This window comes from Streptomyces sp. NBC_00287 (assembly GCF_036173105.1).
GTDB lineage: Bacteria > Actinomycetota > Actinomycetes > Streptomycetales > Streptomycetaceae > Streptomyces.
Genome location: NZ_CP108053.1, coordinates 4,842,178 through 4,854,823, shown reverse-complemented (window position 1 = coordinate 4,854,823; position 12,646 = coordinate 4,842,178). Strand labels below are relative to the sequence as shown.

The following is a 12,646-nucleotide window of genomic DNA, read 5'->3' as shown; positions in this document are numbered from 1 at the left end:
CGTCTGCCCAGGAGCCGGTCCGGGTCCACAGTCAGGTGCGGGACACTGGTCTTCGGCCGCCTCTACGATCCTTGGCAGGACGGACGTCCGAGAAGAGTTCGAAGAGGAGCCCCACAGGGAACTTCGTCAGGCGTCGACACCCGTCGACTGGGCCGACAGGGGGAACCAGCCGATTTACCGGCGCGTGGATACGATCAGTAAGCAGTACGAGGTAAGACACAGAAGCAGCTACGGAGGAGGTGCCCCATGGGAGTCCTGAAGAAGTTCGAGCAGCGTCTCGAAGGTTTGGTCAACGGCACCTTCGCCAAGGTGTTCAAGTCCGAGGTCCAGCCGGTGGAGATCGCGGGCGCGCTGCAGCGCGAGTGCGACAACAACGCGACCATCTGGAACCGCGACCGCACGGTCGTCCCCAATGACTTCATCGTCGAGCTGAGCGCGCCCGACTTCGAGCGCCTGAGCCCCTACTCCGGGCAGCTCGGCGACGAGCTCGCCGGCATGGTCCGCGACTACGCCAAGCAGCAGCGCTACAGCTTCATGGGCCCCATCAAGGTCCACCTGGAGAAGGCCGACGACCTCGACACCGGCCTGTACCGCGTGCGCAGCCGCACCCTGGCAGGCTCCACCGACCAGCAGGGCGGCCCGCCCGCCCCCGCCCCGGCCGGACGCCCCGGCGGCTACGGCTACCCGCCCGCCGCCGCTCCGGCCGCACCCGCGGGAGCCCCGCCCATGCCGAGCGCACCGCCCCCCGGCGGCGCCCGCCCCGGCGGCTACGGCTACCCGCAGCCCGCGGGCGGCCAGCGCCCCACGGCACCCGCGGCCCCCGGCCGCACCCGCTACTGGATCGAGATCAACGGCACCCGCCATCAGATCTCCCGCGCGACGCTCGTGCTGGGTCGCAGCACCGAGGCCGACGTGCGGATCGACGACCCCGGCGTCTCCCGCCGGCACTGTGAGATCCGGACCGGAACGCCCTCGACGATCCAGGATCTCGGGTCCACCAACGGCATCGTGGTGGACGGGCAGCACACCACCCGCGCTACGCTCCGCGACGGCTCGCGGATCGTCGTGGGCAACACCACCATTCTCTATAGGCAAGCCGAAGGGTGAAGCGGGGGCAATGTCAGAGCTGACCCTCACGGTCATGCGGCTGGGTTTCCTGGCCGTCCTGTGGCTGTTCGTGATCGTGGCCGTGCAGGTCATCCGCAGCGACCTGTTCGGTACGCGCGTCACCCAGCGCGGCTCGCGCCGGGAGGCCGGACGCCAGCAGCAGCCGGCGCGGCAGGCGGCGCCGCCGCAGCAGCGCCAGCAGGCAGCAGGGGGCGGCCGCCAGCGCCGTAACGCCCCCACCAAGCTCGTGGTCTCCGAGGGCACCCTCACCGGCACCACGGTCGCGCTCCAGGGCCAGACCATCACGCTGGGCCGGGCGCACGACAGCACGATCGTGCTGGACGACGACTACGCCTCCAGCCGGCATGCCAGGATCTACCCGGACCGCGACGGCCAGTGGATCGTCGAGGACCTGGGCTCCACCAATGGCACGTATCTCGACCGAACGCGGCTGACGACCCCGACACCGATTGCGCTGGGCGCGCCGATCCGCATCGGCAAGACCGTCATCGAGCTGCGGAAGTAGTGCTGCATCATGAATAGGCGCGAGCGGAGCGAGCACGCAGCGGCGGCCCCCACGACGGGCCCCGGCGCGCTCCCGACCGGAGGGTGGGCACCGTGCGGATGTACCCGGAGCCGACGGGCGAGGTGCGCATGAGTCTGTCACTGCGCTTCGCCGCCGGATCGCACAAAGGCATGATCCGGGAGGGCAACGAGGACTCCGGATACGCCGGTCCCCGACTGCTCGCCATCGCCGACGGCATGGGCGGCGCGGCCGCGGGCGAGGTCGCCTCCTCCGAGGCGATCTCCACCATCGTCGCCCTCGACGACGACGTCCCCGGCTCCGACATCCTCACCTCGCTCGGTACGGCCGTGCAGCGCGCCAACGACCAGTTGCGCTCGATGGTCGAGGACGACCCGCAGCTGGAGGGCATGGGCACCACGCTCACCGCCCTGCTGTGGACCGGCCAGCGCCTGGGCCTCGTGCACGTCGGCGACTCGCGCGCGTATCTGCTGCGCGACGGTGTGCTGACGCAGATCACCCAGGACCACACCTGGGTGCAGCGCCTGGTCGACGAGGGCCGGATCACCGAAGAGGAAGCGACCACGCACCCGCAGCGCTCCCTGCTGATGCGCGCGCTGGGCAGCGGCGACCATGTCGAGCCCGACCTCTCCATCCGCGAAGTCCGCGCCGGCGACCGCTACTTGATCTGCTCCGACGGCCTCTCCGGCGTGGTCTCCCACCAGACCCTCGAGGACACCCTCGCCAGCTACCAGGGCCCCCAGGAGACCGTGCAGGAGCTCATCCAGCTCGCACTGCGCGGCGGCGGCCCCGACAACATCACCGTGATCGTCGCGGACGTCCTCGACCTGGACACCGGTGACACCCTCGCCGGGCAGATCTCCGACCAGCCCGTCGTGGTCGGAGCCGTCGCCGAGAACCAGCTCCAGCTGCACGACAACGGCATCATGCAGACCCCGGCCGGCCGCGCCTCCGGGCTCGGCCGCCAGGTGCCCGGACAGGGCGGCGGGGGCGGCGAGTTCGGCCCGCCCGGCTCCGGCGACGTCACCGGCTACATCAACACGGCCGGCTTCGGCGACTACAGCGACGACGACTTCGTCAAGCCCCGCAAGGGCCGCAAGTGGCTGAAGAGATCCCTCTACTCCGCACTCGCGCTGGCCGTCCTCGGCGGCGGTCTGTACGGCGGCTGGCGATGGACGCAGACCCAGTACTACGTCGGCGCCAACGGCGAGCATGTCGCCCTGTACCGCGGCATCAGCCAGGACCTCGCCTGGGTCTCGCTGTCGGAGGTGGAGAAGGACCACCCCGAGATCGAACTCAAGTACCTCCCGCCGTACCAGCAGGAACTCGTCGAGGCGACGATCGCCGAGGGCGGACTCGACAACGCCCAGAAGAAGATCGACGAGCTGGCCCTGCAGGCCTCCGCGTGCAAGAAGCAGTCCGAGCGGCAGGCGGCCGAGAGCGAGCAGAACTCCAAGACCGGCGAGGGCGAGGCCGGAGGCACCACGGGAACCACGCGTACCTCCCTCACGTCCAAGGCGTCACCGACACCGAACCCGTCGGGTTCCCCCTCGGGTTCGGCATCGACCTCCCCGTCCCCGTCCACGACCGCACCTACTCCCACTCCCGGCCCCACACTCTCGGAGGAAGAGCAGAAGGTCGTCTCGAAGTGCGGTACGCAGTAGGCAAGCCGTGAGAGGCCCCGTCACACGATGAGCAGTACTTCCAACCCCTCGACGCACCACACGTCCACGATCGGCTCCATCGGCGCCCCGAGCCGACGCAACACCGAGCTCGCGCTGCTGGTGTTCGCCGTCGTCATCCCGGTCTTCGCCTACGCCAACGTGGGTCTTGCGATGAACGACGAGGTGCCGACCGGCCTGCTGAGCTACGGCCTGGGCCTCGGCCTGCTGGCCGGCGTCGGCCATCTCGTGGTGCGGAAGTTCGCGCCGTACGCGGATCCGCTGATGCTGCCGCTGGCAACGCTGCTGAACGGACTCGGGCTCGTCGCCATCTGGCGGCTGGACCAGTCGGAGCTGCTCCAGTCGATCGGCCAGGCCGGCTCGGCCGCACCGCGGCAGCTGATGTACACGGCGCTGGGAATCGCCCTCTTCGTCGCGGTGCTGATCTTCCTCAAGGACCACCGCGTCCTTCAGCGCTACACCTACATCTCCATGGTCGGCGCGCTGTTCCTCCTGCTGCTGCCGCTGGTGCCGGGCCTCGGCAAGAACCTCTACGGCGCCAAGATCTGGATCTCGGTCGCCGGATTCTCCATCCAGCCCGGTGAGTTCGCGAAGATCGTTCTCGCGGTCTTCTTCGCCGGCTACCTGATGGTCAAGCGCGACGCGCTCGCCCTGGCCAGCCGCCGCTTCATGGGCCTGTACCTGCCGCGCGGCCGCGACCTCGGCCCGATCCTCGTCGTCTGGGCGATGTCGATCCTCATCCTGGTCTTCGAGACCGACCTCGGTACGTCGCTGCTGTTCTTCGGAATGTTCGTCATCATGCTGTACGTCGCCACCGAGCGGACCAGCTGGATCGTCTTCGGTCTGCTGATGTCCGCGGTCGGCGCGGTCGGCGTGGCAAGCTTCGAGCCGCACATCCAGCAGCGTGTGGACGCCTGGCTCGACCCGATGCGCGAGTACATGCTCTCCCGCCAGGGCGTCGACGGCCACTCCGAACAGGCCATGCAGGCCCTTTGGGCGTTTGGCTCCGGCGGCACGCTCGGCACCGGCTGGGGCCAGGGCCACTCCGAGCTGATCCGGTTCGCCGCGAACTCAGACTTCATCCTCGCCACCTTCGGCGAGGAACTGGGCCTGGCCGGCGTCATGGCGGTCCTTCTCATCTACGCCCTGATCGTCGAGCGCGGCGTGCGCACCGCCCTCGCAGCCCGGGACCCCTTCGGCAAGCTCCTCGCCATCGGACTGTCCGGCGCCTTCGCCCTCCAGGTCTTCGTCGTCGCCGGCGGCGTCATGGGCCTGATCCCGCTCACCGGTATGACCATGCCGTTCCTGGCGTCCGGCGGCTCCTCCGTCATCGCCAACTGGGCCCTGATCGGCATCCTCATCCGCATCAGCGATACCGCGCGCCGCCCGGCCCCGGCACCCGCCCCCAACCCCGACGCCGAGATGACACAGGTGGTGCGCCCGTCATGAACAAGCCCCTGCGCCGGATCGCGATCTTCTGCGGACTGTTGATCCTCACCCTGCTGCTGCGCAACAACTACCTGCAGTACGTCAAGGCTGACGAGCTGGCCAGCGACACCGAGAACCGCCGCGTCAACATTGAGCGCTACTCCACCCCGCGCGGCAACATCATCGTCGACGGCAAGGCCATCACCGGCTCCGTGGAGTCCGAGAGCGGCGACTACAAGTACAAGCGCACCTGGACCAACGGCCCCATGTGGGCGCCGGTCACCGGCTACTCCTCGCAGGCGTTCGGCGCCAACCAGCTGGAGAAGCTGGAGGACGGCATCCTCACCGGCAACGACGACCGGCTCTTCTTCCGCAACACCCTCGACATGATCACCGGCAAGTCGAAGGAGGGTGGCAATGTCGTCACCACCCTCAACGCCGCCGCGCAGAAGGCCGCGTACGAGGGGCTCGGCGACAAGAAGGGCGCCGTCGCCGCGATCGACCCGGCCACCGGCAAGATCCTGGCGCTGGTCTCCACACCGTCGTACGACCCCTCGAAGTTCGCCGGGACCTCCGACAAGGACGCCAAGGCCTGGAGCGCCGTACAGAAGGCGAACAACCCCGACGACCCGATGCTGAACCGGGCGCTGCGCGAGACCTACCCGCCGGGCTCCACCTTCAAGGTGGTCACCGCGGCCGCCGCGCTGGAGAACGGCGAGGTCTCGGGGATCGACGACGCCACCAAGACGCCGGACCCGTACCAGCTGCCGGAGACCACCGGAGACCCCCTCACCAACCAGCACGGTGAGTGCAAGAACGCCACCCTGCGGTACGCGCTCATGGTGTCCTGCAACACCGTCTTCGCGAAGATGGCCGACAACGTCGGCAACGAGAAGATGATCGAGCAGGCGGAGAAGTTCGGCTACAACAACGCCGAGCTGGACACCCCGGTCCGCGCCTCCGAGAGCGTCTACCCCGAGGACAACGCCCCGCAGAACGCCATGGACGGCATCGGCCAGGCCTCCAACCGGGCCACCCCGCTGCAGATGGCCATGGTCGCCTCGGCCGTCGCCAACGACGGCAAGCTGATGAAGCCGTACATGGTGGACCAGCTCACCTCGGACCTCGACACCATCGCGACCTATGAGCCCGAGGAGCTGTCCCAGGCAGTCTCCGCCGACACCGCGCAAAAGCTCCAGGAAATGATGGAGGCCGTCGTCAACGACCCGCAGGGCACCGGCTCCAGCGCGAAGATCGACGGGGCCACGGTCGGCGGCAAGACCGGTACCGCCCAGCACGGCCTGAACAACAGCGAGAAGCCGTACGCCTGGTTCATCTCCTACGCCAAGCTCAGCGACGGCAGCTCGCCGGTCGCCGTAGCGGTGGTCGTCGAGGACGGCGCGGCCAACCGTGACGACATCAGCGGCGGCGGTCTCGCCGGCCCGATCGCAAGGGACGTGATGAAGGCAGTCATCGACAGCAAGAAGTGACCCCGCTCACGCCACCTTCACATCGGTGCACGTTGCGATACCGGTCCTGTATCGGGTGACGGGCTTGGCCAGGTCACACAGAGCGAGCCGGGTACGGTAGGCCCGGACGGCAGCCTCCGAACCGTACGAACGTGCGGGTCGGGACCGACGGAGAGGGCTGGTAGGTAGCTTATGGAAGAGCCGCGTCGCCTCGGCGGCCGGTACGAGCTGGGCCAGGTGCTCGGCCGTGGTGGCATGGCGGAGGTCTACCTCGCGCATGACACTCGCCTCGGCCGCACCGTGGCGGTGAAGACGCTGCGCGCGGATCTCGCGCGCGACCCGTCCTTCCAGGCCCGCTTCCGCCGGGAGGCCCAGTCGGCCGCCTCGCTCAACCACCCCGCGATCGTGGCGGTCTACGACACGGGCGAGGACTACATCGACAACGTGTCGATCCCGTACATCGTCATGGAGTACGTCGACGGCTCCACCCTGCGTGAGCTTCTGCACAGCGGCCGCAAGCTGCTGCCGGAGCGCTCCCTGGAGATGACGATCGGGATCCTCCAGGCCCTGGAGTACTCCCACCGCAGCGGCATCGTGCACCGCGACATCAAGCCGGCGAACGTCATGCTGACGCGCAACGGCCAGGTCAAGGTCATGGACTTCGGTATCGCCCGCGCCATGGGCGACTCCGGCATGACGATGACGCAGACCTCCGCGGTCATCGGCACGGCCCAGTACCTCTCACCGGAGCAGGCCAAGGGCGAGCAGGTCGACGCGAGATCGGACCTCTACTCCACCGGCTGTCTGCTCTACGAGCTGCTGACGGTACGGCCGCCCTTCGTGGGCGACTCCCCGGTGGCGGTGGCGTACCAGCACGTCCGCGAGGAACCCCAGGCCCCTTCGGTATTCGACCCCGAGATCACGCCCGAGATGGACGCGATCGTCCTGAAGGCGCTGACCAAGGACCCGAACTACCGCTACCAGTCCGCCGACGAGATGCGGGTCGACATCGAGGCCTGCCTCGACGGCCAGCCGGTCGCGGCCACAGCGGCGATGGGCTCGGTCGGCTACGGCGGCTACCCCGACGACCAGCCGACGACGGCCCTGCGCTCCTCGGACGCCGGCGCCACGTCGATGCTGCCGCCGATGAACCCGGACGACGGCGGCTTCGGCTACGACGACCGCCCCGACCGGCGCCGCCAGAAGAAGTCCAACACCTCCACAATCCTGTTGGTCGTGGCCGCGGTGCTGGTCCTGGTCGGCGCGATCCTGATCGGCAAGTGGATCTTCGACGGCGAAGGGGTGGCCAACACCACCACGAAGGCGCCTTCTTTGGTGGGCCTGACGCTGCCGGAGGCCGAGAAGCTGGCCGACAACGCGGAAGTGAAGCTGAAGAACACGGAAGAGCCCTGCGAGGACCAGGTCAAGGGCAAGATCTGCTCGCAGGACCCGAAGGGGGGCACGTCCGTCGACAAGGACTCCATTGTCAACGTGGTCGTCTCCACCGGCGCGCCGAAGGTGGCGGTGCCGAGTGTCCTCGGTGACGACTTCGAGGACGCCAAGTCGACGCTCGAGGGCGACAAGTACGAGTTCGTCGTCAAGAAGGTCGAGGAGGTGTCGTCGGAGACGGAGGGCACGGTCACGGGACAGGACCCCGAACTCGGCGAGGAGGTCGAGAAGGGCTCCACGATCACCCTCACCGTGGCCAAGGCGCAGGAGCAGTCGACGGTGCCGGACGTCGCCGGCTCGACCTGTGACGAGGCCAAGGCACGGATGACGGAGAACGACCTGGTGGGCGAGTGCACCGAGGTCGAGACCCAGGACCCGAACCAGGTGGGCAAGGTCATCACGACCACCCCGTCGGCCGGCCAGCAGGCCGACGCGGGCTCCAAGGTCAACATCCAGATCGGCAAGGCGCCCGCGAACACCCAGGTCCAGGTCCCGCAGATCCAGGGCCAGAAGCTCAAGGACGCCAAGAAGATGCTAGAGGACGCGGGCCTGGTCGTCGGCAACATCACCGGCTCCCCGAACGACGACGCCACCGTCTTCAGCTCGAACCCGACCCCGGGGACCACGGTCAACCAGGGTCAGACGGTCGACATCGTCGCCGTCGAGAGCGGGGACGACGGCGGCAACGGCAACGGCGGAATCTTCGGCGGCGTGACGGGAACGTCGTTCCGCACGGAGGACTGACCCAGTCGCAGACCGTACGAAGGCCCCGGCTCCCCTTGCTTGAGGGGAGCCGGGGCCTTCGTCGTACGTCCCGCTAGCGCAGTTCCTCCGGCAGCGTCCGCTGCTCGTCCACCTTCTCCACGCGCTCCAGTTCGCCCCACACGATGTAGCGGTAGCGGGAGGTGTACACCGGGGTGCAGGTCGTCAGGGTGATGTAGTGGCCCGCCTTCTGCTTGCCCGATTCCTTGGGGACGGGGCCGAGGACCTTGACGTTGTACTTCGAGGTTTCCGGGAGCGCGGCGTAGACCTTGTAGACGTACCACTTGTCCTTCGTCTCGAAGACGATCGGGTCGCCCTTCTCCAGCTTGTCGATGTTGTGGAACTTCGCGCCGTGGCCGTCGCGATGGGCGGCGAGGGAGAAGTTGCCCTTCTTGCCGGAGGTCGGCAAGGTCGCCTTGACCGGGTCCGTGTAGTAGCCGGCGACGCCGTCGTTGAGGATCTTCGACGTCGTGCCCTTCTCGACCAGGATCTCGCCCCCGGTCATCGCGGGGACGTGCAGAAAGCCGATGCCGTTCTTGGAGTCGAACGCGACCGGGCCGTCCTCCTCCTGGGCCCAGCTGTCACGGACCTTGTCGCCCTGCTGATCCGCCTTGCGGTCCGCGATGACATTCGTCCACCACAGGGAGTAGACGACGAACAGACCCAGCACCAGGCCCGCCGTGATGAGGAGTTCACCGAAGACGCTGATCGCCGCCGCGATCCGGCCGGTGCCCCGGCGCCGCGGGGAGGCGGGGGTGTCCGTCAGCTCTTGCTGCTCGGTGGTCGCTGCCACTGTTCATCTGCCCTTACTGGACTAGCGCATCCGGCTTGCCCTTGCTGCGCGGCCGTTCCTCGACCATCTTGCCCCAGACGATCAACCGATACTTGCTGGTGAACTCCGGCGTGCACGTGGTGAGGGTGATGTAGCGACCCGGCTCGGTGAAGCCCCCGTCCTTGGGGACGGGATCCAGCACGCTCACATTGCTCGGTGACGTCACCGGCAGCAGCGACGCCATCTTGTAGACGTAGTAGTCGTCCTGCGTCTCCACGACGATCGGATCGCCCGGCTGGAGCTTGTTGATGTAGCGGAACGGCTCGCCGTGCGTGTTGCGATGGCCGGCCAGACCGAAGTTCCCCGTCTTCGCGTCCGGCATCGCCGTCTTCAACTCACCCTCGCCGTAATGCCCGACCATCCCCCGGTCCAGCACCTGCTTGTTGCTGATGCCCTCCGCGATGGGCACCACGACATCCAGCTTCGGGATGTGCAGGATGGCGAAACCCTGGCCCGGCTCGAAGGTTCCGGGATTGCGCTTGCCGCTCTCCCAGTCCTCCTGGAGGTTGTTCTTCTCCTTGTCCGCCTGCGCATGCGCCCGCACGTTCGTCCACCACAACTGGTAGCTCACGAACAGCAGCATCAGCACACCGGTCGTGATGAACACCTCGCCGATCGCCCGGCTGGCCAGCACCCCCGCACTCGGCTTCCGCGCCCGCGCCTGCCGACGCGCCTCCACCCGCGACAGCGGCCTGCCCCCGGACTCCGGGGACTCCGAGGACTCCGGTGCAGTCTGCGGTGCGCCCCCATGACGGCCATGACGCCGCTTGGCGGCCTTCCTACGGGCCGCACGACCCCCCACCGGGGATCCGGAAGCGGAAGCCTCGGACACGCCCGCAGACGCGGATATCCGCTCTGGCGGATCCGGAACCCGCAGCGCCACCGTCTCGTCATCGGCCGGCGGCACCCACGGCTCGCCCCCGCCCGCGCTGTCGTACCACTCCCCGAGCACACCGGAATCCCCGTACGGCTGCTCCCCGTACGAGGCACCGGACTCGCGCTCGGGGCGCAGTTGGGTCACGCCGTGGCCCTGCCCACCACCGGGGCGAGCCCCGCCGACCTCGCCACGGCACCCTGGTCACCGCACTCCACCAGCCAGTTCGCCAGCATCCGGTGACCGTGCTCGGTCAGCACCGACTCGGGGTGGAACTGCACACCCTCGACCGGGAGTTCACGGTGCCGCAGCCCCATGATGATGCCGTCGTGCGTCCGCGCCGTGACCTCCAGCGCGGCCGGCACCGTGGCCGGCTCGGCGGCCAGGGAGTGGTAGCGCGTGGCCGTGAAGGGGGAGGGCAGGCCCGCGAAGACACCCTTGCCCTCGTGCTCGACCGGCGAGGTCTTCCCGTGCAGCAGCTCCGGCGCCCGGTCCACGACACCGCCGTACGCCACCTGCATCGACTGCATCCCCAGGCAGACCCCGAAGACGGGGACACCGGTGGCCGCGCAGTGGCGGACCATCTCGACGCAGACGCCCGCCTCCTCCGGCGTACCGGGACCCGGCGACAACAGGACGCCGTCGAAGCCGTCCTGGGCGTGGGCCGTGGAGACCTCGTCGTTGCGCAGGACCTCGCACTCGGCGCCCAGCTGGTACAGGTACTGGACCAGGTTGAAGACGAAGCTGTCGTAGTTGTCGACGACAAGAATGCGCGCGCTCACTGGTTGTCCACCGTCACATCATTGAAGGGAAGCAGCGGCTCGGCCCACGGGAAGACGTACTGGAACAGGACGTACACCACGGCCACGACCAACACCAGTGACAGCAGGGCCTTCGCCCACGCGTTTCCCGGCAGATGCCGCCAGATCCAGCCGTACATGCCGTCCCTTCCGTAGCGCCACGGCACCAGACTCACGCCGTACCGCCCACCAGACTAACGGCGCAGGGCCGCTGGTTTCCCGGCCTCCACAGGCTGTGTGGCGTCCAGGTGCGCCCAGACGATCAGCCGGTGGCTGTGACCCCACTCCGGATCGCACGTGGTGAGCGTGAGATAGCGGCCCTCGCGCGTGTACCCCGACTTACGTGGCACAGGATCGATCACCTCAATGTCCGTGGGCACGGTTTTGTAAGGACCTTCGTCGATGCGATACGTGAACCAGGTCGTCCCGTCCGTCAGCACGACCGCGTCCCCGGCACGCAGCCTGGGAAAGTCCTTGAAGGGATCGCCGTACGTCCGCCGATGGCCCGCAACCGAGAAGTTGCCCTTCTGTCCGAGCCGCGCGGTCCGCGCATAGTGCCCGAGGCCCTTCTTGAGAGTGCCGGTCTCCGTGCCCTCCAGCACCGGCTTGTTCCACGTGAAACCAAGACGCGGGATGTACATGATCGCGAAAGGCTTGCCACTCCGGTACGGCGCCGGCGACGGCGGAGCGCTCGCGGAGGCACCGGCCGCGGGAGTCGGCCGCACACTCCCCTGCGCCCACTGCTCCTCGAGCTGGTCGATCTGGTCGTCCATGACGTGGTCGGCCTTCACGCCCGTCCAGAACAGCACATAGACGACAAACAGGACGATCACGGCGCCTACGGTGATACACAGCTCGCTGACGGTCCTGACGACAACGCGCACCGGCCGCTCCCGGTCTCACTCCACGGGCTGGGCGTACTGCAGATCCACTGTGCCCGAGTAACCGGGAAGAGTCACCGTCCCGTCCTCGGTGACTTTCCAGCCCAGGCCGTACACATTGACGTAGACCATGTAGTTCTGGATCGCCGGACTCTCCGCAAGCGCCTTCTGCAGCTTCTCCGGCTCCCCGATCGCCGTGATCTTGTACGGCGGTGAGTAGACGCGGCCCTGGAGGATCAGGGTGTTGCCGACGCAGCGCACGGCGCTGGTGGAGATCAGCCGCTGGTCCATGACCTTGATGCCCTTGGCGCCGCCCTCCCAGAGCGCGTTCACCACGGCCTGGAGGTCCTGCTGGTGGATGACCAGGTAGTCGGGCTGCGGCTCGGGATAGCCGGGGAGCTTCGCGGTGGCGTCCGGCGGGGCGTCGTTCAGGGTCACGGTGAGCGCCTCACCGGTCAGCTTCTGCGTGCCCGCGCTCTTCTCCAGACCCGCGAGCTTCTCGTCCTCGGCCTTGGTGCTGCCGTCGTCCCGCTCCGCGAGGGTCTCCACGTCCTCGCGCAGGGCCGCGTTGGACTCGTCGAGCTCGCCGTTGTTCAGGCTGCGCTCATGGATCAGGTCCGAAAGCTTCAGCAAGGAGGCGTCCGTGCGGATATTGGTGCCCTTGGCCGTATTGAAACTCGTGAAGAAAATGAGGCCCGCGAGAGCGAAGACGGCGGCGGTGAGCACCCGCACGGGCCGCAGACGGCGCCCGCGGGCAGGACTGGATCCCGGTGGGGGGAAGTCGGCAGAATTGCTCAACGTACCCTTATCTCCTTCGG

At 68.2% G+C, this 12,646-nt stretch carries 12 protein-coding genes; 6 read left to right on the top strand and 6 right to left on the bottom strand.

What is annotated here, in order from left to right; all coding sequences use genetic code 11:
• Nucleotides 1-246: 246 nt before the first annotated feature.
• From OHT76_RS22135 to pknB, 6 genes are all read left to right on the top strand, one after another.
• On the top strand, nucleotides 247-1,107 hold the full coding sequence (locus OHT76_RS22135) for a DUF3662 and FHA domain-containing protein (RefSeq protein ID WP_328872583.1): 861 nt from the start codon (nucleotides 247-249) through the stop codon (nucleotides 1,105-1,107).
• Nucleotides 1,108-1,117: 10 nt separating this feature from the next.
• Nucleotides 1,118-1,633, top strand: a complete 516-nt coding sequence (locus OHT76_RS22130; protein WP_328872582.1) for an FHA domain-containing protein FhaB/FipA — start codon at nucleotides 1,118-1,120, stop codon at nucleotides 1,631-1,633.
• Between the two features lie 98 nt (nucleotides 1,634-1,731).
• On the top strand, nucleotides 1,732-3,315 hold the full coding sequence (locus tag OHT76_RS22125; RefSeq protein WP_328876593.1) for a Stp1/IreP family PP2C-type Ser/Thr phosphatase: 1,584 nt from the start codon (nucleotides 1,732-1,734) through the stop codon (nucleotides 3,313-3,315).
• Between the two features lie 27 nt (nucleotides 3,316-3,342).
• On the top strand, nucleotides 3,343-4,782 hold the full coding sequence (locus tag OHT76_RS22120; RefSeq protein WP_328872581.1) for an FtsW/RodA/SpoVE family cell cycle protein: 1,440 nt from the start codon (nucleotides 3,343-3,345) through the stop codon (nucleotides 4,780-4,782).
• Complete coding sequence (locus OHT76_RS22115) at nucleotides 4,779-6,251, top strand: peptidoglycan D,D-transpeptidase FtsI family protein (protein ID WP_328872580.1); 1,473 nt, start codon at nucleotides 4,779-4,781, stop codon at nucleotides 6,249-6,251. The genes OHT76_RS22120 and OHT76_RS22115 overlap by 4 nt, the downstream gene beginning before the upstream one ends.
• 171 nt (nucleotides 6,252-6,422) lie before the next feature.
• Nucleotides 6,423-8,423, top strand: coding sequence for a Stk1 family PASTA domain-containing Ser/Thr kinase (pknB, locus tag OHT76_RS22110; RefSeq protein WP_328872579.1), 2,001 nt, complete (start codon nucleotides 6,423-6,425; stop codon nucleotides 8,421-8,423).
• Between the two features lie 73 nt (nucleotides 8,424-8,496).
• Here pknB and OHT76_RS22105 read toward each other — a convergent pair whose 3' ends face one another.
• From OHT76_RS22105 to OHT76_RS22080, 6 genes are read right to left on the bottom strand one after another with little or no spacing between them, the layout of a single operon-like run.
• Nucleotides 8,497-9,234, bottom strand: a complete 738-nt coding sequence (locus OHT76_RS22105; RefSeq protein ID WP_328872578.1) for a class E sortase — start codon at nucleotides 9,232-9,234, stop codon at nucleotides 8,497-8,499.
• 13 nt (nucleotides 9,235-9,247) lie between these two features.
• Nucleotides 9,248-10,294: a class E sortase gene (locus tag OHT76_RS22100; protein ID WP_328872577.1), complete on the bottom strand. Its 1,047-nt coding sequence runs from the start codon at nucleotides 10,292-10,294 to the stop codon at nucleotides 9,248-9,250.
• On the bottom strand, nucleotides 10,291-10,929 hold the full coding sequence (locus OHT76_RS22095; RefSeq protein WP_328872576.1) for an aminodeoxychorismate/anthranilate synthase component II: 639 nt from the start codon (nucleotides 10,927-10,929) through the stop codon (nucleotides 10,291-10,293). The genes OHT76_RS22100 and OHT76_RS22095 overlap by 4 nt, the downstream gene beginning before the upstream one ends.
• On the bottom strand, nucleotides 10,926-11,123 hold the full coding sequence (locus OHT76_RS22090; RefSeq protein WP_328872575.1) for a hypothetical protein: 198 nt from the start codon (nucleotides 11,121-11,123) through the stop codon (nucleotides 10,926-10,928). Before OHT76_RS22090 ends, OHT76_RS22095 begins: the two co-directional genes overlap by 4 nt.
• Nucleotides 11,124-11,141: 18 nt before the next feature.
• Nucleotides 11,142-11,831, bottom strand: a complete 690-nt coding sequence (locus OHT76_RS22085; protein WP_328872574.1) for a class E sortase — start codon at nucleotides 11,829-11,831, stop codon at nucleotides 11,142-11,144.
• Between the two features lie 15 nt (nucleotides 11,832-11,846).
• A complete protein-coding gene (locus OHT76_RS22080; RefSeq protein WP_328872573.1) occupies nucleotides 11,847-12,626 on the bottom strand; it encodes a DUF881 domain-containing protein in 780 nt (259 codons plus the stop codon).
• Nucleotides 12,627-12,646 lie beyond the last annotated feature (20 nt).

What these genes read in the sequence shown, in the direction of transcription:
- pknB (WP_328872579.1), top strand. Translation starts at nt 6,423, where the DNA reads ATGGAAGAGCCGCGTCGCCTCGGCGGCCGGTACGAGCTGGGCCAGGTG.
- OHT76_RS22130 (WP_328872582.1), top strand. Translation starts at nt 1,118, where the DNA reads ATGTCAGAGCTGACCCTCACGGTCATGCGGCTGGGTTTCCTGGCCGTC.
- OHT76_RS22125 (WP_328876593.1), top strand. Translation starts at nt 1,732, where the DNA reads ATGTACCCGGAGCCGACGGGCGAGGTGCGCATGAGTCTGTCACTGCGC.
- OHT76_RS22135 (WP_328872583.1), top strand. Translation starts at nt 247, where the DNA reads ATGGGAGTCCTGAAGAAGTTCGAGCAGCGTCTCGAAGGTTTGGTCAAC.
- OHT76_RS22120 (WP_328872581.1), top strand. Translation starts at nt 3,343, where the DNA reads ATGAGCAGTACTTCCAACCCCTCGACGCACCACACGTCCACGATCGGC.
- OHT76_RS22115 (WP_328872580.1), top strand. Translation starts at nt 4,779, where the DNA reads ATGAACAAGCCCCTGCGCCGGATCGCGATCTTCTGCGGACTGTTGATC.